This is a genomic window from Micromonospora sp. C81, from assembly GCF_018070425.1.
Taxonomy (GTDB): Bacteria; Actinomycetota; Actinomycetes; order Mycobacteriales; family Micromonosporaceae; genus Micromonospora; species Micromonospora zamorensis.
Genome location: NZ_JAGPXS010000007.1, coordinates 61,370 through 83,890 on the forward strand (window position 1 = coordinate 61,370; position 22,521 = coordinate 83,890).

A 22,521-nucleotide genomic window follows, 5' to 3' on the forward strand; every position below is an offset into this window, starting at 1 on the left:
GAAGGGGAAGGGGTCTCCGGCGTGGGGGCGCCGGGGTGGTCAGCGGCTGCGGGCGAGTGCCGCTCGGGCCGCGGGGGTGAGGGCGTCCCCGATGCGGTTGGCCAGCTCGGTCATCTCGTAGGAGACCTTGCCCACGTCACACTCGGGTGCGGCGAGCACCAGCAACGAGGCACCGTCGTTGAAGGCCATCGAGAACATGAAGCCGCCCTCGAGCTGCGTGACGTTGGAGATCACCGCGCCGGCGTCGAAGAAGGCCGCCGCGCCCCGCAGCAGGCTGACGAGCCCGCTACCCGTCGCAGCCAACTGGTCTGCCCGGTCCGGCGGCAGGTCGCGGGTGGCGGCCACCATCAGACCGTCGCTGGAGATGGCGATCGCGTGGCTGACCTCGGTCGCCCGCGCGGCGAAGGTGTCCAGCAGCCAGCCGAGATCCTGTTGGTCGGTCACGTGCTCTCCTGTCGCGTCATTTGTTGCCGAGGTTGATCGGGGTGCGCCGGCGGTTCGCCACACCCCGCGCGTACGCGGCCATCGCCGTCGCCACCTGGGCCGGATCGCGGTACTCGGACCGTTGTTGCTGCTGGGGGACGGTCACGCCGCCGGGGACGAGTTGCCGTTGCGGTTGCCGTTTGGGCAGGCCGGAGTTGGTGGTGGTGGCGACCTCGGGGGTGTGCGCCTGGGCAGCCGTGCGCCAGGCGTCGTCGGCTGGACCGGACCATTCCTGGCCGTCGTGGCCCTCGGCGACGTCGCTCTGGAACCAGTGGTTGACCTGTTCGAAGATGAGGAGCTCCTCGGTGGGCGCGTCACCCCGGTCCGGGGGCGGGGGAGCCGGTCGGAACACCGGCGCCGCCGGGAGGGTCCGCTCGGCCGGGGGTCGCCCGGCGGTGGGCTCGGGCCGCGGCTGGTAGGGCGGCGGGGGACTGGCCGTGCGGGCCGCCCTCCGCGAGAGCCGTCCGGGTGCGAGCAGGTATTCCTCCGGTGGCAGAGACCGGATGATCGTCGCGGGCAGCGTCGCCTCGGCGAGGATGCCGCGTCGGGGGCCGCGTCGCAGTTGGACGGTGGCGCCCAGGCGGGCCGCGAGCTGACCCACGACGACCAACCCCATCGCCCGTACGGCGGCCACGTCGATCGCCGGTGGGCGGGCCAACAGCTCGTTGAGCTGCTGCATCCGTTGCGGGGACAGCCCCACACCCTCGTCACTGATCTGGATGATGACGCGGTCACCGAGGCTCCGGCCGCTCACCCAGGTCTCGCTGGCCGGCGGCGAGTACGTCGTCGCGTTGTCCATGAGTTCGGCGATCAGATGCACGACCTCGTCGACGGTCTTGGCCGCCACGGCGACGTCGCCGTCGATCATGCCGAGCCGGATCCGCGCGTAGTGCTCGATCTGGGACAGCGCCGCCTGGAGCACCTGTTGCAGGGGGACGTCGCGCTGTCGTACGCGACCGACGCCGACGCCGCCGAGCACCAGCAGGCTGGCGTTGATGCGGCCCATCCGGGTCGCCAGGTTGTCCAGCGTGTACAGCTGGTGGAGCCGGTCGGGGTCGGTCTCGTCCCGTTCGACGAGGTCCACCTGGGCCAGGACGGCGTCGACGAGCCGCTGTTCGCGGCGGCTCAGGTGGATGAAGATGTCGGCGGTGTTGGCGCGCATGACGGCCTGCTCGGCGGCGGTCCGCACGGCGGCCTGGTGGACGGCGCTGAACGCCTGGCCCAGCTCGCCGATCTCGTCGCCGGTGGACGGTTCGAGGGCGGCGCTGGACTGCTGGCGGGCCAGTTTGTCCGGGTCGACGGCGGCGCTGCCCGGCTGCTGGAGCTGGGCCACGACGGCGGGGAGCTGTTCGAACGCCACCGCGTTCGCGGCGTCCCGCAGGCGACGCAGTCGCCGGGTGATCTGCCGGGCGACTGCCCAGGTCACCAGCGCGGTGAGGACGAGTGCCAGGAGGACGCCGACCGCCTCGGCGACGGCCCGGCGGCGCTGGTCGGTGTGCGCGGCCCGGACGTCGTCGCGGACCGCGGCGTCGACCCGCCCCCGCAGCTCGGCCAGACGGGCGGCACGCGTCTGGGTGGTGGACACCCAGCCGCCGGTCTCCAGTTGCAACCGCGACCCCGGTTGGGCCCGGGACACCTCGTCCTGCATCCGTTGCAGGGCGAGCGCCTCCTTGCCGGTGCCGGCCTGCTCCCACCAGAGGCTCCACTCGGCCGGGGCCAGGGCCAGGAACGACAGGCTCGACTCGGTGTAGCTGGTGCGGGCGGCGGTGATGTCCTGTTGCATGGCCGGGGTCAGCTCGCCGCCCGCGACCGCCCGCAGCACGGCGACCTGCTGCTGACCGATCGCCTCGGCCGTCTTCGACAGTGCCGCCGACGCCCGGATCCCGTCGGCGAGCCGGGCGTCCACCACGCCGTGCGAGACGGTCTCCCGAAAGTTGATCAGATCGGCGATGGCGATGCGGTAGCTGAAGGTCATCGCCGACACCGAGGCGTGGGTCGCCGTGCGTACCTGGGTGCGCAGCGGGGCGAGGCTGCCCAGGGCCGCGTCGATGCGGCGCAGGAGAGCCCGGTTGGCCTCGGCGTCGGCGGACAGCCGGTCTCGCTGCCTCCGGTAGCGCGTGACAGCGTCGTCGGTGGTGGCCATCTCCGCACCGAAGGCGTCCTGCTGCTCCGGCCCGCCGTAGGTGAGCAGGTCGGCGGCGGCGATGCGTTCGCGTTGCAGGCGGTAGGCGAGGTCACCGGCCTCGGCGCCGACCTGGGCCAGGACCCGCAGGTCGCTGGCCCGGGCTGTCTGGCGTGCGCTCTCGGTCAGCGCGAGACCGGCGAAGCCGATCACGGCGACGAGCGGTGCCGCGACGATGAGGCGCATCCGGCCGGCGATCTTCCAACCGCGTCGCCGGGTCGGGTAGGGTCTGGCCGCGTGGGACCGGGTGCTCGACGCCAAGATTGACTCCCACGACTCGTCGATGACGGTCTATCCGCACGTTGCCGAATGCAAGTCCCATTCGGCCGGAAGCCGCGCTCGTAGGCCAGACCTGGCCGTGGTACAAACTGGCCGTACCAGCATCTGTACCCAACGTCAGCGGCCGGTGACGCCCTGAGACCGAGCCGGGATCGTGGGGTCAGCGCTGGTCGTCGCGGGGGTCGGCCGGCGGCTGCGGCCGCTGTGCGTCGTCCGGACCGGACGGGCCGTTGAGCACCTGCCCGATCAGCTCACGCAGCTCGTCGATCGCGTCCACCACGGCGCCGGGGTCGCGCGCGTCGCGTCGATCACGCTGACGGGGCACCGGCCGGTCCGGCCGGACCGGTGGTGAGGCGCGGGGGCCTCGGCGGCCGTCGGCCGCCGCCTGTTCGGCCGCCACCTGCGGCCACAGCGCCGCGAGTCGGCCGTCGGTGCCGAGCACGTCGTCGCAGCGCAGCGCGAACTCGTGACTGCCGAACCGGCGACCGGACTCGACCGCCGCGACCGTCTCCCGGCTGAACCGCACCAGATCCGCCAGCGCCCGCTGGGTCAGACCCCGTCGGACGCGGCAGTTGCGCAGTTCCCATCGGAACCGTTCGCTGGCCGCAGGGGGAGCGGGGCTCGACGGGGACGTGTGCTCCATGCGCTCACCTTCGTGGCTTCGAGAATCAGCAGCGGAAGCCGGATCGAGATTGGCTGATGAGCTGAACATTCACAGGGGACAATTCTTAACCCAGGACGCGATGGGTGTGAAGACGTTCACCGACCTGGATCGTCGGACAAAGCAGAAAAGGGTGCGTGTCAGGCCCCTTGCCGGTGCCGGGCAGGGGCGGGAAGGCCACCCTTCCCGCACTCGTCCGCGCGCGGGCAGGCCCGTTGGCGCACCGGCACTGTCAGGCGGCCTGCGCTTCGACGGCCGCCTCACCTCGCGCCGCCGGAACGTCGGCCGGTGCCATGGTATCGATTACCGCGAACAGCGTGTGGTGGGCGCGAAACGCGACATTGGCCTTGTACGAGCGCTGTTGCCCAGTCGCCAGGCGGAGGCCGGGAATGGCTTCGGTGAGTCGGGTGATTGCGATTTCAGCCTCCAGCCGCGCCAATCCCGCGCCTATGCAGAAATGCGGGCCGTGGCCGAACGACAGGTGATTGCCCACGTCCGCCCGATGTGGATGAAACTGGTCCGGGTGGGCGAAGACCGCGGGGTCGCGGTTCGCCGCCCCGATCAGCAGCAGGCAGCGTGCCCCGGCGGGGATGGTCACCGTTCCCAGTGTGACGTCCCGGTTGGTCACCCGCAGCCAGCCGTCGATGGCGGGCGCGAAGCGCAGGGTCTCGCCCACGAACGCCGAGACGGCCCCCGGGTCAGCGGTGAGCTCCGACCAGTGCCGCGGACTGGACAGCGCCTGGTCGAGGGCGTGGGCGAGCAACCCGGCGGTGGTCTCGTGGCCGGCGACGAGGAGGTTGAAGGCCAGGCTCGCGACCTCTGGCACGGTCAGGACCGCGTCGTCGTCGTCCCGGTATGCCAGTGCGCGGCTGATGAAGTCGTCGCCCTGGTGTCCACTGTCCACCCGTTGGCGGACAAGCTCCTCGCAGTAGTGCCAGAACTCCAGCAGATCCTGCGCCAGGCGCACCTGCTCCGCAGGCTCCGGTTGCCCCCAGATGAGCGCGATCTGGCCGTCCGCCCAGCTCCGGATCCGCCCGATGTCGCCGTCGGGCGCACCGAGGATGTCCAGGACCACCAGCAGGGGGAGCTCGCTGGCGAATTCCGGGATCAGGTCGACCTGATCGCCCCGGCGGGCGGCGAGCCGGGACACCAACTGGTCGACCCGGCGCCGGATGATCGGGCCGTACTCGACCTCGACCCGCTCGGGGGTGCTGGCGAAGGCCGCCCTTAGGGCCCGACGGGTGCGGGGGTGCACCGGCGGGTCGGCTGCGGCCGTCGTGGGGGGCGCGTCGATCTGCATGATCACGCTCATCGCCTCCGGGCACACCTCGTAGACCGGGGCGAGCGTGAGGGCGTTGCCGAACGTCGCGACGTCGGCGAGTGCGCGCCGGACGTCCGCGTGCCTGCTGATCAACCACAAACCCAGATCCTCGGCGTAGTGCACACCGTCGGGATCGTCGAGAATGCGCCGCCACATGCCTGCCGGATCGGTGAGATAGACCCCGGCGAACGGATTCAACCGCATGGAAAGCCTCCTGATGCGCGCGGCGCGAAACCGGCAGCGCCTCCATTTTTGAGGTCGGTCAGTTTGGGCCGATAATGGCGCGCATCTGCCTCTGGCTCTTTACGGTGCGCTGAGTAGCCGCACAAGTCAAGATTGGTCACCGTCTATTTATGCCGCGACATAATGCGTGCTGCAACGGACGGCTGAAACCGGCTGGATGCAACTTGCGCCTGGGTCCTTGCCGTCGGTCGACCCCATTTCACGACGAGATGCCCGTTGCGCGCGTCAACGAGACCATCAGGAAGGGATGAGGCGGACGACCGCCCATGATGGACGGCGGAATCACGGTGCCGCTCTCCCTCATGACCGGAAAACGATCTCCGGACCGGCAGGTGACGCAGGGCTCGGGCCACCTGCCCGGCGGTGGGAGCGGCGACGCCCGCACGCGTCGCGGGGGCTCCGGCCCAGGCCGGAACCCCCGCGATGTTCTGGCGTGACGACCCGCCGGGTCAGCGGTCAGGGCGCCCAGGGGCTGGCGATGTTCCAGGTGCTGTCGGCGGTCCACAACGTCGGCGTGTTGTACGCGTCGCCGCCGGTGCCGTTGCTGAGCCAGACCTCCGAGTTGTAGTGCCGCAGGTACCTGCCCCGGAAGTTGTACGACTCCAGCGACACACCCGAGCCGGTCAGCCCGACCCGTGCGCACCAGGTGGCGTCGGCACGCAGGATCGCCGAGCCGTCGTCCGGCGAGTTGCGGACCCGGGAGTTCTGGTGGCGCAGGTACTGCCCGGGAAAGTTGACCGACTCGAACGAGTAGCAGCCGGCATCGGCCAGGCCGGCCCGGATGGTGTACGTGGCGTCGGCCTTGAGCAGGCTGGGGCTCGCGGCGGCGACCACCTCGGTGTAGGCCAGGCTGTCCTGGTGGCGCAGGTAGCGGTTGGTGAACCCGGGCGTCGTCACCTGCAACGACCGCCGGGTGTTGACCGGCAGGGCCACCGGCGCCGAGCTGCCGATGGTCTTCGAGGCGTTGATCAGGGCGGTGTTGGCGGCGCGGACCCGTGCCTGATCCATCTTGATCACCTGCCGGTCATAGGTCAGGAAGCCGTTCAGCTCGCCCTCCAGATCGGTGATCTCGGTGTAGACCGAGGCGCTGAGCCCCTTGCCGACCATCAGGTTCTGGCTGCCCTGCACCAGACCCACGTACCGATCGGTGAGGGCGCTCGAACTGGTCTGCCACTCGTAGGCGAAGAAGCCGCCGCTCGGGCTGTACTCGTGGCCCGGCGTGTGCAGGCCCAGCCCACCGAACTCACCGAGTACGGCGATCCGGCTGCTCGACGGTGCGGGCGAGTCGGGCCCGAGGTAGACGTGCCAGTCGTCGATGTCGCCGTTGCCGGGATTGCCGAGGGACTGGCAGCAGTTGTGGCCGCTGTGCGGGTTGACCAGACGTGTCGGGTCCTGGTTCTTGATGTTCTGCGCGACCCGCCGGGTGTCGGCGAGGGACCGCTCACCCCACCCCTCGTTGTAGGGCGTGTACGCGACCACTGCGGGCGAGCTGCGGTGCTCGTCGACGATCTCGCGTGCCTCGGCCTCGAACTGCGCCTGCTGGGCGTCGGTCGGGTTGATGTCCTGCGCGGTCAGCGACGGGATGTCCTGCCAGACCAGCAGGCCGAGCCGGTCCGCGTGGTAGAACCAGCGCTGTGGCTCGACCTTGATGTGCTTGCGCACCATGTTGAAGCCCAGGTCCTTGTGCTTCTGCAGGTCAAAGGCGAGCGCGGCGTCGGTCGGCGCCGTGTAGAGGCCGTCCGGCCAGAAGCCCTGGTCGAGGGTGCCGACCTGGAACACGAACTGGCCGTTGAGCTTGGGGCGCAGCACCCCGTTCACCAGGCCCGTGGTGATCTCCCGCATGCCGAAGTAGTGCGCTGTCCGGTCCACTGTGGAAGCTGAGCCGTTGCGGAGGGTGACGCGGAGGTTGTAGAGGAACGGGTCGTCGGGCGACCACCGGCGTGCGTTCGGCACCGGCACGCTGAACTCGGTGAAGCCGCCGGTGGCCGAGCCGACCACGGTGCTCCCGTTCAGCGCCTCGGCGAGCACGCTGTGGCCGCTCACGTCGCCACGGGTGAAGACCCGCACCCGCAACGTGTTGGTGCTCAGGTTCGGGTAGACGTCCACGCTGCTGATGGAGGCGGTGGGCACCGGCTCCATCCACACCGTCTGCCAGATGCCGGAGCTGGGGGTGTAGAAGATCCCGCCGGGTGTCTTGGTCTGCTTGCCGATGGCGGGCAGGCTGCCGTTCTGTCGGGTGTCGGTGGGGTCCCAGACCTTGACGACGATCTCGTTCGCCCCGGTGGTGAGCTGGGGGGTCACGTCGAAGGTGAAGGCGTCGTAGCCGCCGGTGTGCGCGCCGACCCGTACGCCGTTGACCCAGACGGTGCTCTGCCAGTCGACGGCGCCGAAGTGCAGCAGGGTCCGCCGTCCCGACCAGTTGGCCGGGACGGTGACGGTGCGCCGGTAGAACAGGTAGTTGCGGTTGTCGTTGGCGGCCCGCTGGATGCCGGAGAGCGCACTTTCCACTGGGAACGGCACGTTGACCCGCTCGGGCAGGGCGGTGCCGAACTGCGGGGCGTCGTCGGTGGCCGACTGGCGTAGCTGCCACTCGCCGTTGAGGTTGAGCCAGTCCGGTCGCGTCATCTGGGGGCGCGGGTACTCGGGCAGGGGTGTGCCGGCCAGCGCCTGGCTGGTCCAGGGGGTGGTCAGTGGCGGCGTCTTGGCCGGTGCGGCGTACGCCGGTGGGGTTGGCGCGGCGAGAACGCCGGCGATCAGGGCGAGGATGAGCAGCAGCGGCAGGGCGGGGCGGATGGGGACCTGACGTGTCATGCCGTCTCCGAGGGGCGAGTCGCCGCGGGCGGTGCAGCCAGGCCCGAAGCGCGTGGGTGGTGGGCATCGGGTGGTCACTGACGGGGGACGGGCGTCATCGACGGATGCCGGTGGGATCTCCACGCGTCGGCGGGACTGGGATATTGACATCCATCATCGCCTGTATAACGTTATAGAGCCGCGCCGGGCCTCCCGTCAATCCTTGTCCGTCGATGCGTGCCCGGCTCGGCGGTCCCCCTGGCGAAGGGTCGGTGGATGGGCGTAAACCTCAAGGACATCGCCCAACGCGCGGGCGTGTCGCTGGCCACGGTGTCGAACGTGGTCAACGGATACCGGCCGGTGGGGGAGCGGACCCGGCTGCGTGTGCAGCAGGCGATCGACGAACTCGGTTACAGCCCCAACCTGGGCGCGCGACATCTGCGTCGGGGGCGTACCGGGCTGATCGCCCTGGCCATCCCGGAACTGAACAACCCCTACTTCGCCGAGCTCGCCGAGATCGCCATCGCCGAGGCCGCCGGGCTCGGCTACACCCTGGTCATGGAGAACACCGCCGCGGACCGGGGAGCGGAACTGGCGCTCCTCGACGGGTCCCGGCGGCACATCATCGACGGCCTGATCCTCAGTCCGGTGCGGATCGGCCGGGAGGAGGTGCTGGCCCGGACCGCGGGCACCCCGCTCGTGCTGATCGGTGAGGGCGTCTACGACGTGCCGCACGATCACATCGCCATCGACAACGTCGCCGCCGGCCACGCCGCGATCCAGCACCTCGTGGCGATCGGCCGCCGCCGGATCGCGTTCATCGGCGCCACGCACGGTGGCGACCGGCAGTCCGCCCACCTGCGGGTACGCGGCTATCGGGAGGCCCTGGCCGCCGCCGGCCTGCCGTACCGCTCGCGACTGGTCGCCCGCACCGACGCGTTCGGCCGGCTCGACGGTAAGCGGGCGATGCGTGACCTGCTCGCGCTCGGCGACCCACCGGACGCGGTGTTCGGCTACAACGACCTGGTCGCCGCCGGCGCGCTGCGGGCGCTGGCCGAGGCGGGTCTCCGGGTGCCGGAGGACGTCGCGGTGATCGGGATCGACGACATCGAGGAAGGTCGGTTCAGCACCCCGACCCTCACCACGATCGCGCCGGACAAGCGGGAGATCGGCCGTCTCGCGGTGCGCCGCCTCGTCGCCCGGATCGAGGGAGCGCAGGTCGCGGCACCGCTGACCGTGCAGACGCCGTTTCGGCTCATCCGCCGGGAGAGCACGGGTACGCCCGGCGGCTGACGGCCGGTGCGCACCGGGCGAGACCCATAGCCCCGGTGGTACGACCCAGAGAGGATGGCGCAAGAAATCCAAGTACCTCAATATGATGACCGCTATCTCGAACGGGGTGCGCTCACGAGGCGTGCCATCCTGATGCGGAGGAATGCATGGTTCGCTGGCGTACCCTCACTGGCCTGCTGGCCACCACGTTGGCCGCGGTGACCGCGGCCAGCCTCACTCTCACCGCGCCGGCCGCAGCGGCCGACAACCCCATGACGCCGAACGTCGTCGGCGGCACCCGCGCCGCTCAGGGCGAGTTCCCGTTCATGGTGCGACTCTCGATGGGGTGCGGCGGGGCGTTGTACAGCGCCCGACTGGTGCTCACCGCGGCGCACTGCGTGGGCTCGACCGGCACCAACACCAGCATCACCGCGACGCTCGGGACGGTCGACCTCCAGTCGTCCAGCCGCATCACCGTCCGGTCGAACTACGTCTACCGGGCTCCCGGCTACAACGGCTCCGGCCGGGACTGGGCGCTGATCCGGTTGGCCAGCCCCGTCACCGGGCTGAGCACTCTGAAGATCGCCAACACGACCGCCTACGACAGCGGCACCTTCACCGTGGCCGGTTGGGGCGCCGCGCGTGAGGGCGGCGGCCAGCAGCGGTACCTGCTCAAGGCGAACGTGCCGTTCGTGAGCGACTCCACCTGCAACGCCAACTACGGCGGTGACCTCATCCCCGCCCAGGAGATCTGCGCCGGCTACGCCAGCGGCGGCACGGACACCTGCCAGGGTGACTCGGGTGGCCCGATGTTCCGCCGCGACGCCTCGAACGCCTGGATCCAGGTCGGCATCGTGAGCTGGGGCAACGGCTGCGCTCGGCCCAACTATCCGGGTGTCTACACCCAGGTGAGCTACTTCGCCTCGTCGATCGCCTCGGCTGCGGCGAGCCTCGGCGGCTGACCGGGAGAACCATCGGGCGGCCCGGACGACGATGTCCGGGCCGCCCGCTCGTCACCGAGGGGTACGCGGCGAGTGGGCCACCCGACAGATTCGGCGGGCCGCGCGTGCGGCGCCCGCCCGGGCGGCCATGATGAGCCGGTGAAGATCCTGTCCATCCAGTCGTCGGTCGCCTACGGTCACGTCGGCAACTCGGCAGCGGTGTTTCCCCTGCAGCGGCTCGGCCACGAGGTCTGGCCGGTCCTGACGGTGCACTTCTCCAACCACACCGGGTACGGCGCGTGGCGGGGGCCGATGCTGGCGGCCGCCGACGTGGCCGAGGTGATCGAGGGCATCGCGGACCGTGGAGCCCTCGGCGGCGCCGACGCGGTGCTGTCCGGCTACCAGGGCGACCCGGCCATGGGCGCGGTGATCCTGGACGCGGTGGCGAAGGTCAAGGCGGCCAACCCGGCCGCGTTGTACTGCTGTGACCCGGTGATGGGCGACGCCGGTCGCGGCATGTTCGTCCGCCCTGGCATTCCCGAGTACCTGCGGGACACCGTCGTGCCGCGTGCGGACATCATCACGCCCAACCACTTCGAGCTCGACTTCCTCGCCGGCCGTACGACGACTTCGCTCGCGGAGGTGCTCGACGCGGTCGACGTCGTACGCGCGACCGGGCCTCGGCACGTCCTGGTGACCAGCGTGCTCCACGGCGACCTGCCCCCGGACTCGCTGGAGGTGGTGGCCGTCTCGGACGAGGGCGCCTGGGCGGTGACCACGCCGCTGCTGCCGATCAACCCGAACGGCGGGGGCGACGTCACCGCGGCGCTGTATCTCGCGCACCTGTGGACCACCGGCTCACCCGCGATCGCGCTGGAGCGCACCATCGCCTCCGTCTACGCCGTGCTCGAAGCGACACTCGCGGCCGGCACCCGGGAGATCCAACTGATCGCCGCACAGGATGTGATCGCCGACCCGCCGGCCCGGTTCACCGCCCGCCGGCTGCGCTGACGACGGGTCGACACCGACCGCCGACGCGTCGAGGAACGCCTCGACGCGGTCGGCGCGGGCGGTGCCGCGTGCCTGCGGCGGTCAGCGGCTCTCGGGGACGGCCATCTCGCCGAGCAGCGACCAGGTCTCCTGCGGCACTGTGGCGTTCACGATGCGCGGCGTCTCGGCCAGGTGCGGAGGCAGGGTCTCCTGCGCCGCGCGGAAGTGGGCGGACTGCACGTGGGCCGCGCCGGCCTGGTCGTCGCGGAACGCCTCGACCAGCACGTACTCGGTCGGGTCGTCCACGCTGCGGGACCAGTCGAACCACAGGCAGCCCGGCTCGGCCCGGGTCGCCTCGGTGAAGTCGGCGGCGATCTGCGGCCACCGGTCGGCGTGCTCGGCCAGGACCCGGAACTTGGCGGTAATGAAGATCATGGCGTCAGGTTACCCAGCCGGACGGGTCACCCGTCGAAGTCAGCCGGACAGCCGGCCGGACCCGTGCACCTCTGCCCGAGCCACAGTCATGATCAGGTTTGGAAGCGCTCGAAATCCCGACGGAAATGTCAGCCGAGCGGACTACCGTGCGGGACATGCGAGCAATCGGAACGTTCGAGGTGGCTGAGTTCACCGCGGTCCCCGTGCCGAGCCCCGAGGTCAAGACTGGCCTGCCGGTCGGCTTCGCCACCATGCGCAAGACGTTCACCGGAGAGATCGACGGCCGATCCGAAACACTCTTCACGGCCGCCTTCGATCCCACTACCGGCACCGGCACGTACGTCGCCATGGAGTCGTTCGAGGGCAGTGTCGCCGGCCACGCGGGCACCTTCAACTTCGTGCACTCCGCCACCACCACGGGTCAGGACCGGCAGGCCGAGTTCCTGACGATCGTCCCCACTAGCGGCACCGGCGGCCTGACCGGCATCCGTGGAACGGGAGGCCTGACAGTCGACGAAGACGGCACCCACAGCATCTGGTTCGACTACGACCTGTCCTGACGCCCGCCTTGCGGACGGTCGGTGGGTCAACCGTCGACGCCGGCCGGGCGGGCACGGGCGATGACCTCCTCGGGGCTCAACGGCGCCTTCGGATGGTGCGTCAGGCACAGCGGGGTACGGACCTTGACGAACGAGAACCCCTCCCCGGCGGCGTAGAACTCACCGCTGTTGAGCAGGCCGATGTCCGGAAGTCGCCCGCCCTTGGCCTCGGCGAGCTGCCGGGCCGCGTCGATCTGCGCGGGTGCGTTGAGCAGCCCGAAGAACTGCGTCGTCGCGTTGCCGGAGATCTGGTTGTGAAGACCCTTGGGCGCCTGGGTGGCGAAGACCAGCCCGAGCCCGTATTTGCGCGCCTGCGAGGCGAGCGCGATTGAGCTGGCGGTGCAGGACGTGGTGCCGGTCGAGGGCGCTAGCGTCTGCGCCTCATCCATCACGAACAGCCCGCCCAGGGGTCGGTCACCGGCCGGGTGCCGCTTGATCCAGGCGAAGAGCGCCATCTGCAACTGGTTGACGAAGCTCTGCCGCTCCTGGTCGGAGGTGAGTCCGACAAAGCTGATCACCGACACCCGGGCCCGCCGCCCCGGCGACGGCGTCAGCAGCAGCCCCGGGTCGGCCGGTGCACCGACCCCACCGAAGAGCGGATCGGTGACCATAGCCGCCTTGAGGGCCTCGGCCAGTTCCTCGGCGAGCTTCCCGGCACGGGCCAGTCGACTGACCCCCTCGGGCAGGTCGGTGAGGAACTCGGTGAAGCCGGGCAGGCCCACCATCCCGCTTCGCGCGTACGCCTGGAGGGCCTCGGTGAGAACGGCCTTGCCCTGCTGGGCGAGCCTGCTCGACCGGTCGACGCCGGCGCGCGGCGCGAGCGCCTCCACGGCCGAGCGGACGGCTTGATCGAACTCGTCGGGCCAGTCGCGCAGTGAGGTGAAGTCGGGCAGCGGCTGGAAGCTCAGCGGCCGGCCGGCGGTGACTCGGGGCGTCCATACCACCACCTCGGTGTGTGCGAGGTAGTCGGTGGCGCGTTCGGCGTCGCCGGGCGCCCAGCCGCTCGGCGGTTCCGGCCACGCGTCGCCCAGCCGGGCGAGATCGTTGTTGGGATCGAGCACGATCGCGGAGACACCCTCCCGGGCGCACTCCTCGACCAGGCGGCGGATGAGCACCGTCTTGCCCGAACCGGACCCGGCGAACACGACGGCGTGCCGGCGCAACGATTCCAGGGCCACCGTGAACGGGTGGCCGCCGTCGACGGTTCGCCCCAGCAGGATGGCGCGACCGCCCGCGTCGACCACAGTGTCGACCGCGTCCGCGGGTGCGGGCACGTCGGCCGCATTGGTCGACGGACCATCGGTCACGTCCGCGACCGGCGCGCTCGTCGCGCCGGGATCGGCGCCGCCCGTCGACTGGTCCGTGGGGTCGGTCGGTGCGGACGGGGTGCCGTCGCGCGTCCGGTCGGGCCCGGGCAGGACCGCCCGGAACAGCTCGGTGCCGCTGGCCGGACGACGGGCCACGAGCCATTCCTGCAAGGCCGTTGACGGCTCGGTCGCCAATACCCGGAGCGCCGCGAAGACCCGCAGGTCCGCCTCGGACACCCCACGCCGGAGGCCGCCGGCCGCGTCGAAGCCGGTCAACACCTCGGTCGTACGCTTTCCAGTCGGCCACGGACCGTTGCGCAGCAGGATCAGCCGCCGCTGTGGAAGGTCCCGGTCCAGTCCGGCCAGTGTGCAGGCGGCCTTGACGCGGGCGGTGACGGCGATGGCGTTGAGATGCGTGATGGCCCGGAAGCACCAGTGCGCCTCGTTCTCGGTGGCCTCGTCGAGCACCTCGATCAGCCGTCCGTGCAGCGCGGGCTTGCGACCGGGCGGCGGATCGTACTTGTAGGTGGCACCGGTGGGCGCCTGCTCGGCGATCCAGGCGGCCAGGCCGGCGGCGAGTAACGATGGCATGTGCTCGTCCTCGCCTGCCGGGTCGACGGCGGCTGACACGTCCGCGGCCTGGAGCAGCTCGGTGAACCGTGCGTCCAACTCGCGCAGGCGGCGGTCGTCCGTCGGGTCGCCAGACCCGCCGCGGACGGTGGTGCCCTCCGTCGGCATCGAGTCCGCGCCGTCGATGAGCCGGTCGAGCTCGACCACCTCGTCGCGGTCGCGGCACCAGGCGACATGGCGGTCCACCCTGCGCAGCAGGGCGCGTGGCGTCAGGGTGGGTGCGTCGGCGAAGGCGGCAGGGGCAATCGGCCAGGTGGGGTGCGGCGCCACGAAGTGCGGACCCGCGAACGCCGCGGTGAGGCGCTTTGCCACGATCGCCTGTCCGATCTCCGGGGTGGGGATCCGGTCCGGCAGGGTCGCCACCCGGAACCGGTCGCCGACCGGGGTGGGCGCGGTGCGTGTCATGAGCACCCAGGTGTCCGGGAGGCACGAGACGACGACCAGCGTGCGGCGGGTGATGTCGCGGAGCTTGAGCAGGCCGTCGGCGATCGGGCCGAGCACCCTGGCCTGGCCGTCCTCCAACCCGTTGTGGTGGTTCAGCAGCGAGGTGCTGGTCTGGGCGAACAGCGTGTCGAGCTGATCCACGGCGATGACCGTGGGGTCCAGGGTCAGGGCCATCAGTCGGGAGATGTCCTGCACGATCTGCTGCGGCGTGCGGACCGCGGTGCTCAACCCCCATGCCGCCCGCGCGTCCGGGTCGCCTGGTTCGGAGATCAGGTGGGCGTAACCCACGTCCTGTGCCTCGAAGTCGATGGCACCGTGCAGGACGAGGGCCCGAGCGGTGTCCTGCGTGTCCCGCCCGACCTCCCGATCGCGGGCGCGCAGTGCCCGGATGAAAGCGTCGAGCTGCGCACGGGTCACCGGTCGGGCACCGGCGACCGCGTCGCGGATCTCCACCGGCAGGCCGAGCTGCGGGGTGAGTCGACGCAGAAAGGTCTTCAGCTGGGTGCCCCAGCCGACGTGGGTGCGGCCCATGCCCTCCACCAGGGCCAGGGCCACGCTCTCCCAGAACGTCTTGCCACTGACCATGTCGACCAGGAAGAAGTAGCCCCCGTCGCGCTGGATCTGTCCGCGGACCGCCCCCAGCAGGTGCGTCTTTCCGGCGCCAGCGCGACCCTGCATGGCGACACCGAGCGGCATGCTCGTGTCGTCGGTGCGGGCCCGCGCCACCCCGCGCAGGATCTCCGCGACCACCGTCTCGTGCAGCTCCGGCACGTTGTGCGGGCTGGGTCGCCAGACGTCATCGGGGGTGACCGCGGGGTTGAGACTCACTGCTTCCAGCGCGACCCGCTGGTCGTCGGGGATCACGCCGGGCCGATCGCCAGGGCGTGGTTGTCCTCGTTCCCGATGCGAACGGCTGCAGCACGATCCCGTGGGGTCAGTGACTTGGTGTTCGCCACCGGGATGATACGGACATCCTCCCGACCGACCATCGCCCGCAACGCCGCGTCCAGGGTGGGCCGGTCGGTGTGGGCAAGCTGGTCCCGGACGTCGGCGAGACCGACCCAGGCGCCCGGCGCGGGGGCAAGCTCCCGGTACGCCGTACGAACCAGCGCCTCCACGTCCGCCGCGGCTGCGGGTGCCGGCGCCGGTGTTTCGTGCCGAGGTTCGCTGGCCGGCGAGGCCGTGGCGTCGGTCTGCTTGAAGAAGTCGCCGTGGCTGACCCGGAGCCGGTCCAGCGAACGGTGCAGGTTGGACAGGACGACGAACAGTGACCGGGTGGTCGAGCCGCCCTGCTTCGGCGGGGCAGCGGTGTGTAGCTGACGTGCCACACGCCAGCCCTCGTCGGTCAGCTCGTGGGCGAAGGTCCGGCGTGACTTGTCGGTGTCGACCAGGCCCAGATCGACGAGCTTCTTGTTGTCCTTGCCGGTCAGCGTGAAACCGGCCAACTCGCGCAGCTCGACGTTGGTGAGTTGGCGCGCCTCGGCCATCAGCACCACGAGGGCGTTGATCTGGTTCGGCGTCAGGTGCGGGACGTCCGCCGGGCTCGTCATGTCTTCTCATCTCCGTGGGGGTGCGTGCCGCCCGCGCGTCGCCGGGCCAGCAGCCGACGGATCCCGTCGACTACCGCCGGCGCGTCGGAGAGCACCTGCTCGTTGGTGAAGCGGAGAACATCCAGCCCGAGTAGTTGAAGCTGCACGTCTCTCCGCCGATCGTTGGCGAAAGCGATTCGCCCACGATGCTCCGGGCCGTCCACCTCGACCGCAAGACCCTCCACGGGCCAAAAAAGATCCAGTCGGTACGCCACACCCAGTACGTGCCACTCGTATGTCTGGTTCCAACGCCGGCCCCGTGCCCAGTCGTGCGGTGCCAGCGCGCGTTCCAACGCCTGCTCGGCCGCGCTGTCACCACGTGGCACGCCGGCGATCGGCGGCCAGACCAACACCGTCGACTCCGGCTCGGCGGCCATGGCCGGCATCCGGTTGATCGTGCTGGTCAGCCCGGCGAATCGCGCCGGCACCATCAGCGGCACCGACTGGACCCGGTCGACGTGGCGCAGGGGCCCGCTAGCCAGCCACACCGTGAAGTCGGCGTGCCGCACGAGCCACTCGGCGGCGGCCACGAGTGTCCGCTCCGCACCCGCGCCCAGGTCGGGCAGAGCGATGACGAGAACGCAGCCCTCCCGGTCGTACGCCTCGGCAATCACCCGGGCGAGCCCGGCGGCGCGTACGCCCGGGGCGAAGCGGGACCGGCCGACGGGCCGGCGCGGACCGCGCAGCCCACGCTCGGCGAGGTCCGCGAGGAATGGGCCGAAGTGCCGGGAACGGGCAGCGGTCCGGGCCGCGAGGGCGCGCACCGCCGCCACGCCGAGCGTGCCCTCGGTCTCGAAGTGGTCGGCGCCCGCCAACCAGCTGGGGAACATCGCGAGCGCCGCGGTGTCCAGTTGGTCGAGGAGAGCGTCCACAAGGTCGCCGAGGGGACCCACGACCGTGGGCCGGTAGTGCACCACCGCGGGCGCCGCTGGTGGCAATGGGTCGAGTGCCACCCGCAGCAGCTCCGGGTCGACGGCCGGCAGGTGACTCACCCGCCGCGTCGGCGGGGCGGCCCACCACGCCGTGCCGGCATCGTCGTCAGCCCGGACGGGGTGCGCCATGTCGGCACCCTACGACAGGGGGATACGCGATCGGTGGCCCGCCAGCGCCTGCCCGGCCACCGGAGACGCTGCGGTCGCCGCTCAGCGCAGGCGGCGGATATCGCCGAACGCCCGGTAGAACCCGCCCCGGCCGGCCTCGCGGACCTCGGTCACCAGGTAGCGGGCGCCCGGCTCGCGGATCCCCTTGGGAAACTGCACCGACCAGTCGCGTCGGTAACCGTCGGAGAGCACCTGGACCCGCAACCGCCCCCGATCGTCCAGGCACTGCACCACCACGCCCGCGCCCGCGTCGCTGGTCACCTCGACGACCGTCGGCTGCACGGGCCGTGGTGCCTCACGGGGGGCCTTGATGTCGCGCACCTCGGGCACGTTCCCGGCCTGCGCCGCGCGGATCGCCGGCTCGCTCGCGTCGATGCAGGCCAGGTGGCCGCCGGTGGTGACGACGTAGAGCCGGTCGTCGTGGTATTGCATGGAGTAGGCCGAGCCGCAGCCGGTGCCGAGCTTCCACAGCCGCGTGCCGGCCGCGTCGAAGCAGTAGATCGATGACTGGCTGTCACCGGCGAAGACGTACTGGCCGCCCTCCGCCGTGGCGCACGAGAACACCGGGGCGTCGCACCGGTAGGTGCGTTCCAGTCGCCCTGCCTTGGACAGTCGCACCACCTCGCGGGTGCCGGTGCCGGCGAACACGCTGCCGTGCTCCTGCCAGCCGAAGAGCACCGAACCGGTCCTGGTGTGCCACAGTTCGCCGCCGGTCCGCCACTCGTAGCCGGTCACCCCCTGCGAATGGCCGTGGTAGATGGCGTCGCTGTCGCACCGCACCATCCACGCCGAGCGGCCCCGCCCGGGCCGACGCCACAGGAACTCGTCCTCGTGGTCGACCGCCGTGATCCCGCCGTCGGCATCCGACACGCCCAGGACCCCGTCGTGGATGTCCAGCCAGTAGATGTCGATCTCCGGGGCGATCGCGTACGCCACCCGGGGCATCTTGCCCGAGAGGTCGTAGACGTTGCCGTCATCGCAGCCGGCGTAGATCCAGGCGTCGTCGGCGACGATGCACTTGACCCCGTCGGGGAGGCGGACCTGGCTGCGCACCTGGGCGTCGTGGTCGAGCGTGGTGATCACGCCGTGCTCGTTGCCGACCATGCAGTGCTGCCCGTCGACGAAGATGCCGAAGGCGGGAGCGCCCGAGTCGTAGCGCCAGAGCACCGGAGCGGTGTGGGCGGTGGAGCGGGTGCTGACGATCTGCCGCCGGGAGACGGTGCGCTTCTGTCGGACACCGGGAACCGCCGGCGCGTAACCCTTGCGCACCTTCTCGCCGATCTTCTTTGCGGCGGCGGCGCGAGCCCGCGCGTTGTCCGGGTAGGCGCTGGCCTTGATCTGCCCCTGGTCGCCGATCCGTCCGTAGCGCACGGTCAGCGTGGCGTTGTCGACGATGACCTCGTAGAACTTGTGCGCACCGTCCATTTCGGACAGTTCGAGGTAGGTCGTCTCCTGGGACATGGGGGCCTCCGAGGGGTCAGCGACCGGCCCGACGTGGCCGGCGCGGCGACAGTGCGCACACGCTAACGGCGGCCCCCGACAGAATCGGCGCCCGGCCAGCCCAGCGCGTCGTCGCGGAGGACCGCGTGCGCGCCGACGGTCTGATTGACGATCTGCGTCACCCGTACGTCGACCGCGATGCTGGCCAGCGCCACCGCGTCCGCGCGGCTGAGGCCGTGCAACCGCTGCATCAGGGTCAGCATCGAGTCCAGGGCCATGAACGAGGCGTCGTCGAGGGACGCGCCGACGCCCAGGGTCAGCCACGCGTCCGCGGTGCGGGCCACCGGGCCGGTGACCGGGAAGTCGTCACGGACGTCGAAGGTCAACGTCACCTCGTCCATCGGGCACTCGATCGCGGTGCCGCCCACCTCGCCGTCGCCCTGTGCGGCGTGGCCGTCCCCGACCGAGAACAGCGCGTCGTCCACCGGGATCGGCAGCAGGAGGGTGCTTCCCGCGGTGAGGTCCCGGCAGTCCAGGTTGCCGCCCCACGGGCGCGGCGGGATCGTCGAATGACGCCCCGGCTCGGCGGGTGGCATGCCGAGCACCCCCATGAAGGGCCGCAGCGCGATCGTGTGACCATGCTGGTTGCGGCCGGTCATCGTCGCCGGGTCCAGCGTCCAGGCATGCACCACCGGTTGTTCCTGCACGCCGTAGCGCTGGTTGAAGCCGCTCGGCCAGCCACCGGCGACTGTGGTGCCCCAGGTGGCGGGGACGACCGCGTCGATGCGTACCGCGAGGGTCTGGCCGGCGCGCGCACCGCGGACCGCGACCGGCCCGACCAACGCGTGACCGTGGTCGGGTTGATGCTGCGCGACCCGGGGCCGGTCCCGGTTCGCTCCGCCGGAATACGGACCGGCCGACCACCAGCAGTCCAGGGTGCGGTACGAGACGGTGTCACCGGGGTCGATGGTGAGCACGGGCGGAAAATCGGGGGAGAAGTGGCCGTGCAGGCTGTCGTCGGAGGGCGTGAGGGTGTGTCGCATCAGTGCAGGTTAGTGGCCCCCGATCCGCGCGACGGGGTGTGCGGCGGGCATCCGGGCGCCCGCCGCACACCGGCTCGGTGTCAGCCCACCGTGCAGGAGCGGATCTGCGGACGAGCGCCGCTGTTGCCGTTGGTCATCGTGGTGAAGCCGAAGGTGTTGCCGCTGCCGTTGGACCGCATGGTCATCACGGTGCCGCTGCTGTCCCAGGTGGCGGTGCCGTTCCAGATGGTGGAGACCCGCTGCGGCGCGGTGATGGCCACCACCACGGTCCAGGTGCTGGCGCCGCTGACCGTCACCGACGTGTTGTAGCGGTCGCCCCAGACGTTGGTGGTCGACGCCGTCGCCGTGCAGGTGCCGCCGGTGGGTGGCGGGGTGCCACCGTCGGGCGGCGGGGTCGTGCCGTCGGGCGCGACCGCCCGGCCGGTGGACGGCGAGATCATGCCGGGGCACAGGTTGCGGCTGGTCAGGTTGGCCATGATCTGCGGTATGGCGTCGCGGGTGTTCTGGATCCCGTCGTGCATGAGGATGACCTGACCGGCTTGGAGGCGGCTCGCGTTGGCCACGATCTGGCTGACGCTCGCGCCGTTCCAGTCCTGCGAGTCCACGTCCCAGATCACCTGTCGCATGCCGAGCGATGACGCGACGGACTGGAGGGTGGAGTTGGTCTCCCCGTACGGCGGCCGGAACAGCTGTGGCCGGATGCCCGTGGCGGACTGGATCGCCGAACTGGTCTGGGACAGGTCGGACTGCATCTGAGCCTGGCTCATCGAGGTCATGTGGGCGTGGTTCCAGCTGTGGTTGCCGACCCACATGCCGGCGGCCACCTGTGCCTGTGCCGCCGAGCGGTTGTTCTGGACGTTCTGCCCGACGTTGAACATGGTGGCCCGTGCGCCGTTGCTGCGCAGCACGTTCAGCAGCGCGCTGGTGCTGCCGGTCGGACCGTCGTCGAAGGTGAGACCGACGTAGCCGTTGCAGGTGGCGGCGCTCGACGGGGTCGAGGTGGCCGCGAGGACCACGCCGCACATCGCGACGGCGGTGGCGAGGACGGCGAGCGCGGCGCGCAACCGCCTCGACCACAGCGCCGTGCGGGGGAAGAGCTTGCTCATCTGGTGCCCTTCTCGCGGGAGGCATAACCGGGACATCACGAAGCCGTTGCATCGACCGTGATGGATCGGAGTATTACAGCGGGATTTCCGGCACGTCAACAAGTTCCGGAAGCCGCCCGAAACGAGGTGGGTCGGGGGTGCGCTGGTCCTGACAGTCGGCCAATCGCCGTCCGCTGAGTTGGTCCTCGCGGCATCTCTCGCATGGTCCGGAAAGTGGCCGAAACTTCCGACGTCCCGCCACCGCTTCGTCGAGGAGGTGGCTCCACCGCAACAGTAAAGAAAGTAAACAGAAAATGTTACAGTCACCTATGTCTATACCTGGCCGAGTCTGCGGCCAGTTGGGTCCCAGGAAGGAGTGAACACATGACGAGACTGCGCGCGCTGGTCGCGCTGGTGGCACTGACCGTCGTCGGCGGGTTGGCTGCGGTCATCCCGTCGACCGCTGCGTCGGCAGCCGCCTGTTCAGCATCGTGGCAGGCCTCGGCCGTCTACTGGGGAGACGCACAGGTCTCCCACAACGGCCGCAACTACCGGGCGAAGTGGTGGACCCAGGCCGAGGCGCCACCGGGTACGACCGGCGTCTGGGAGGACCTCGGCGCATGCGGGGGCGGCACCACGCCGCCGCCCACCGGAGGCACCTGCAACCACCCGAACTGGGCTGCCGGAACCTGGTACGCGGCAGGGGCGATCGTGCGGTACACCAACGGTCTCTACTACGTGGCCGAGCACGACAATCCCGGCTACGACCCCATCGTCAGCACCTGGTACTGGGAGCCCTACACCTGCGGCGGCCAGCCACCCACCACCCCGCCGCCCACCGACCCGGGCGGCTTCGTGGTCACCGAGGCCCAGTTCAACCAGATGTTCCCGGGCCGCAACTCCTTCTACACGTACTCCGGGCTCGTCACCGCACTCAGCGCCTACCCGGCGTTCGCCAAGAGCGGCAGCGCCACCGTCCAGCGTCAGGAGGCGGCCGCCTTCCTGGCCAACGTGCACCACGAGACCGGCGGCCTCGTGCACGTGGTCGAGCAGAACACCGCGAACTACCCGCACTACTGCGACCCCGGCCAGCCCTACGGATGTCCGGCCGGGCAGGCCGCCTACTACGGGCGTGGGCCGATCCAGCTCAGCTGGAACTTCAACTACAACGCCGCCGGAAACGCCCTCAACCTGCCCCTGCTGACCAACCCGTGGCTGGTGCAGACCGATGCCGCGGTGGCCTGGAAGACCGGAATCTGGTACTGGATGACCCAGAACGGGCCGGGCACCATGACCGCCCACAATGCGATGGTCGGCGGTGCCGGGTTCGGTGAGACGATCCGCAGCATCAACGGCTCGATCGAGTGCAACGGCGGAAATCCCGCCCAGGTGCAGAGCCGCGTCACGAAGTACCAGCAGTTCGTCGGCATCCTCGGTGTGTCCGCCGGAGCCAACCTCTACTGCTGATCCGCGGCCGGGCCTCGGCGCACGTCTTCTTACGGAGTCGGGGCCCGGCAAGCGGTCGTGGGTAGCCCGGCCGGTTTCATCGCCATCAACCCGTTGACACGGCCGTGCTGCGCCCGGAACTATCAGCGACAGTCCACCCGCCCCGACTCTCGTTGTTCGCCAACTCCAATGACAACGATGTCAGGGCACCACCCACCACGCTCCACTCAGTCCAGACCTT

General features: G+C 70.7%; 17 protein-coding genes. 5 read left to right on the forward strand and 12 right to left on the reverse strand.

The annotated features are described in order from the left end of the window. Window positions 1-39 precede the first annotated feature (39 nt). The 5 genes from KBX46_RS13990 to KBX46_RS14010 form a co-directional block, all read right to left on the reverse strand. The gene (locus KBX46_RS13990) at window positions 40-444 is read right to left on the reverse strand and encodes a roadblock/LC7 domain-containing protein (RefSeq protein WP_088947795.1); all 405 of its coding nucleotides are present in this window, start codon (window positions 442-444) and stop codon (window positions 40-42) included. A 16-nt stretch (window positions 445-460) separates the two neighbouring features. Continuing rightward, entirely contained in the window at window positions 461-2,926 is a 2,466-nt protein-coding gene (locus tag KBX46_RS13995) for a nitrate- and nitrite sensing domain-containing protein (protein WP_210792827.1), read from the reverse strand. A 178-nt stretch (window positions 2,927-3,104) separates the two neighbouring features. Further along, on the reverse strand, window positions 3,105-3,587 hold the full coding sequence (locus KBX46_RS14000; RefSeq protein WP_210792828.1) for a helix-turn-helix transcriptional regulator: 483 nt from the start codon (window positions 3,585-3,587) through the stop codon (window positions 3,105-3,107). 250 nt (window positions 3,588-3,837) lie between these two features. Then, entirely contained in the window at window positions 3,838-5,130 is a 1,293-nt protein-coding gene (locus KBX46_RS14005; protein ID WP_210792829.1) for a cytochrome P450, read from the reverse strand. Between the two features lie 495 nt (window positions 5,131-5,625). Continuing rightward, complete coding sequence (locus KBX46_RS14010; protein ID WP_210792830.1) at window positions 5,626-7,980, reverse strand: AbfB domain-containing protein; 2,355 nt, start codon at window positions 7,978-7,980, stop codon at window positions 5,626-5,628. Between the two features lie 255 nt (window positions 7,981-8,235). Between KBX46_RS14010 and KBX46_RS14015 the strand changes: the two genes are divergently transcribed. From KBX46_RS14015 to pdxY, 3 genes are all read left to right on the forward strand, one after another. Further along, window positions 8,236-9,252 carry a LacI family DNA-binding transcriptional regulator gene (locus tag KBX46_RS14015; protein ID WP_099852615.1) on the forward strand — a complete coding sequence of 339 codons (1,017 nt, stop codon included), beginning with the start codon at window positions 8,236-8,238 and terminating at the stop codon, window positions 9,250-9,252. Window positions 9,253-9,398: 146 nt separating this feature from the next. After that, window positions 9,399-10,193 carry a trypsin-like serine protease gene (locus tag KBX46_RS14020; RefSeq protein WP_088947799.1) on the forward strand — a complete coding sequence of 265 codons (795 nt, stop codon included), beginning with the start codon at window positions 9,399-9,401 and terminating at the stop codon, window positions 10,191-10,193. A 138-nt stretch (window positions 10,194-10,331) separates the two neighbouring features. Further along, a complete protein-coding gene (gene pdxY / locus KBX46_RS14025; protein ID WP_088947800.1) occupies window positions 10,332-11,183 on the forward strand; it encodes a pyridoxal kinase PdxY in 852 nt (283 codons plus the stop codon). 81 nt (window positions 11,184-11,264) lie between these two features. On the opposite strand, the gene KBX46_RS14030 is transcribed toward pdxY, so the two are convergent. Then, window positions 11,265-11,597 (reverse strand): putative quinol monooxygenase, encoded by a 333-nt coding sequence (locus tag KBX46_RS14030; RefSeq protein ID WP_088947801.1) that lies wholly within the window; start codon window positions 11,595-11,597, stop codon window positions 11,265-11,267. A gap of 155 nt (window positions 11,598-11,752) precedes the next feature. On the opposite strand from KBX46_RS14030, the gene KBX46_RS14035 reads away from it, so the two are divergent. Then, window positions 11,753-12,157, forward strand: coding sequence for a DUF3224 domain-containing protein (locus tag KBX46_RS14035; RefSeq protein WP_210792831.1), 405 nt, complete (start codon window positions 11,753-11,755; stop codon window positions 12,155-12,157). 26 nt (window positions 12,158-12,183) lie between these two features. On the opposite strand, the gene KBX46_RS14040 is transcribed toward KBX46_RS14035, so the two are convergent. The 6 genes from KBX46_RS14040 to KBX46_RS14060 all read right to left on the reverse strand — a co-directional run bounded on the left by KBX46_RS14040 (window position 12,184) and on the right by KBX46_RS14060 (window position 20,855). Continuing rightward, on the reverse strand, window positions 12,184-15,441 hold the full coding sequence (locus KBX46_RS14040) for a helicase HerA domain-containing protein (protein ID WP_308159504.1): 3,258 nt from the start codon (window positions 15,439-15,441) through the stop codon (window positions 12,184-12,186). Further along, window positions 15,438-16,127, reverse strand: a complete 690-nt coding sequence (locus tag KBX46_RS32525; RefSeq protein WP_141909074.1) for a hypothetical protein — start codon at window positions 16,125-16,127, stop codon at window positions 15,438-15,440. Before KBX46_RS32525 ends, KBX46_RS14040 begins: the two co-directional genes overlap by 4 nt. Further along, the gene (locus tag KBX46_RS14045; RefSeq protein ID WP_210792833.1) at window positions 16,124-17,227 is read right to left on the reverse strand and encodes an endonuclease domain-containing protein; all 1,104 of its coding nucleotides are present in this window, start codon (window positions 17,225-17,227) and stop codon (window positions 16,124-16,126) included. The genes KBX46_RS32525 and KBX46_RS14045 overlap by 4 nt, the downstream gene beginning before the upstream one ends. Window positions 17,228-17,308: 81 nt before the next feature. Further along, entirely contained in the window at window positions 17,309-18,727 is a 1,419-nt protein-coding gene (locus tag KBX46_RS14050) for a PQQ-binding-like beta-propeller repeat protein (RefSeq protein ID WP_210792834.1), read from the reverse strand. 62 nt (window positions 18,728-18,789) lie between these two features. Further along, complete coding sequence (locus KBX46_RS14055) at window positions 18,790-19,749, reverse strand: acetamidase/formamidase family protein (RefSeq protein ID WP_210792835.1); 960 nt, start codon at window positions 19,747-19,749, stop codon at window positions 18,790-18,792. Window positions 19,750-19,829: 80 nt separating this feature from the next. Then, window positions 19,830-20,855, reverse strand: a complete 1,026-nt coding sequence (locus KBX46_RS14060) for a polysaccharide deacetylase family protein (protein ID WP_210792836.1) — start codon at window positions 20,853-20,855, stop codon at window positions 19,830-19,832. Between the two features lie 363 nt (window positions 20,856-21,218). Here KBX46_RS14060 and KBX46_RS14065 point away from each other — a divergent pair, with 363 nt between their 5' ends. Continuing rightward, a complete protein-coding gene (locus tag KBX46_RS14065; RefSeq protein ID WP_210792837.1) occupies window positions 21,219-22,301 on the forward strand; it encodes a glycoside hydrolase family 19 protein in 1,083 nt (360 codons plus the stop codon). Window positions 22,302-22,521 lie beyond the last annotated feature (220 nt).

Bases quoted from the DNA above. Each gene is read 5' to 3' on its own strand.
- KBX46_RS14010 (WP_210792830.1), bottom strand. From the start codon at position 7,980: ATGACACGTCAGGTCCCCATCCGCCCCGCCCTGCCGCTGCTGCTCATC.
- KBX46_RS14060 (WP_210792836.1), bottom strand. From the start codon at position 20,855: ATGAGCAAGCTCTTCCCCCGCACGGCGCTGTGGTCGAGGCGGTTGCGC.
- KBX46_RS14050 (WP_210792834.1), bottom strand. From the start codon at position 18,727: ATGTCCCAGGAGACGACCTACCTCGAACTGTCCGAAATGGACGGTGCG.
- KBX46_RS14055 (WP_210792835.1), bottom strand. From the start codon at position 19,749: ATGCGACACACCCTCACGCCCTCCGACGACAGCCTGCACGGCCACTTC.
- KBX46_RS14000 (WP_210792828.1), bottom strand. From the start codon at position 3,587: ATGGAGCACACGTCCCCGTCGAGCCCCGCTCCCCCTGCGGCCAGCGAA.
- KBX46_RS14015 (WP_099852615.1), top strand. From the start codon at position 8,236: ATGGGCGTAAACCTCAAGGACATCGCCCAACGCGCGGGCGTGTCGCTG.
- KBX46_RS14005 (WP_210792829.1), bottom strand. From the start codon at position 5,130: ATGCGGTTGAATCCGTTCGCCGGGGTCTATCTCACCGATCCGGCAGGC.
- KBX46_RS14035 (WP_210792831.1), top strand. From the start codon at position 11,753: ATGCGAGCAATCGGAACGTTCGAGGTGGCTGAGTTCACCGCGGTCCCC.
- KBX46_RS14065 (WP_210792837.1), top strand. From the start codon at position 21,219: ATGACGAGACTGCGCGCGCTGGTCGCGCTGGTGGCACTGACCGTCGTC.
- KBX46_RS14045 (WP_210792833.1), bottom strand. From the start codon at position 17,227: ATGGCGCACCCCGTCCGGGCTGACGACGATGCCGGCACGGCGTGGTGG.
- KBX46_RS32525 (WP_141909074.1), bottom strand. From the start codon at position 16,127: ATGACGAGCCCGGCGGACGTCCCGCACCTGACGCCGAACCAGATCAAC.
- KBX46_RS14030 (WP_088947801.1), bottom strand. From the start codon at position 11,597: ATGATCTTCATTACCGCCAAGTTCCGGGTCCTGGCCGAGCACGCCGAC.
- KBX46_RS14020 (WP_088947799.1), top strand. From the start codon at position 9,399: ATGGTTCGCTGGCGTACCCTCACTGGCCTGCTGGCCACCACGTTGGCC.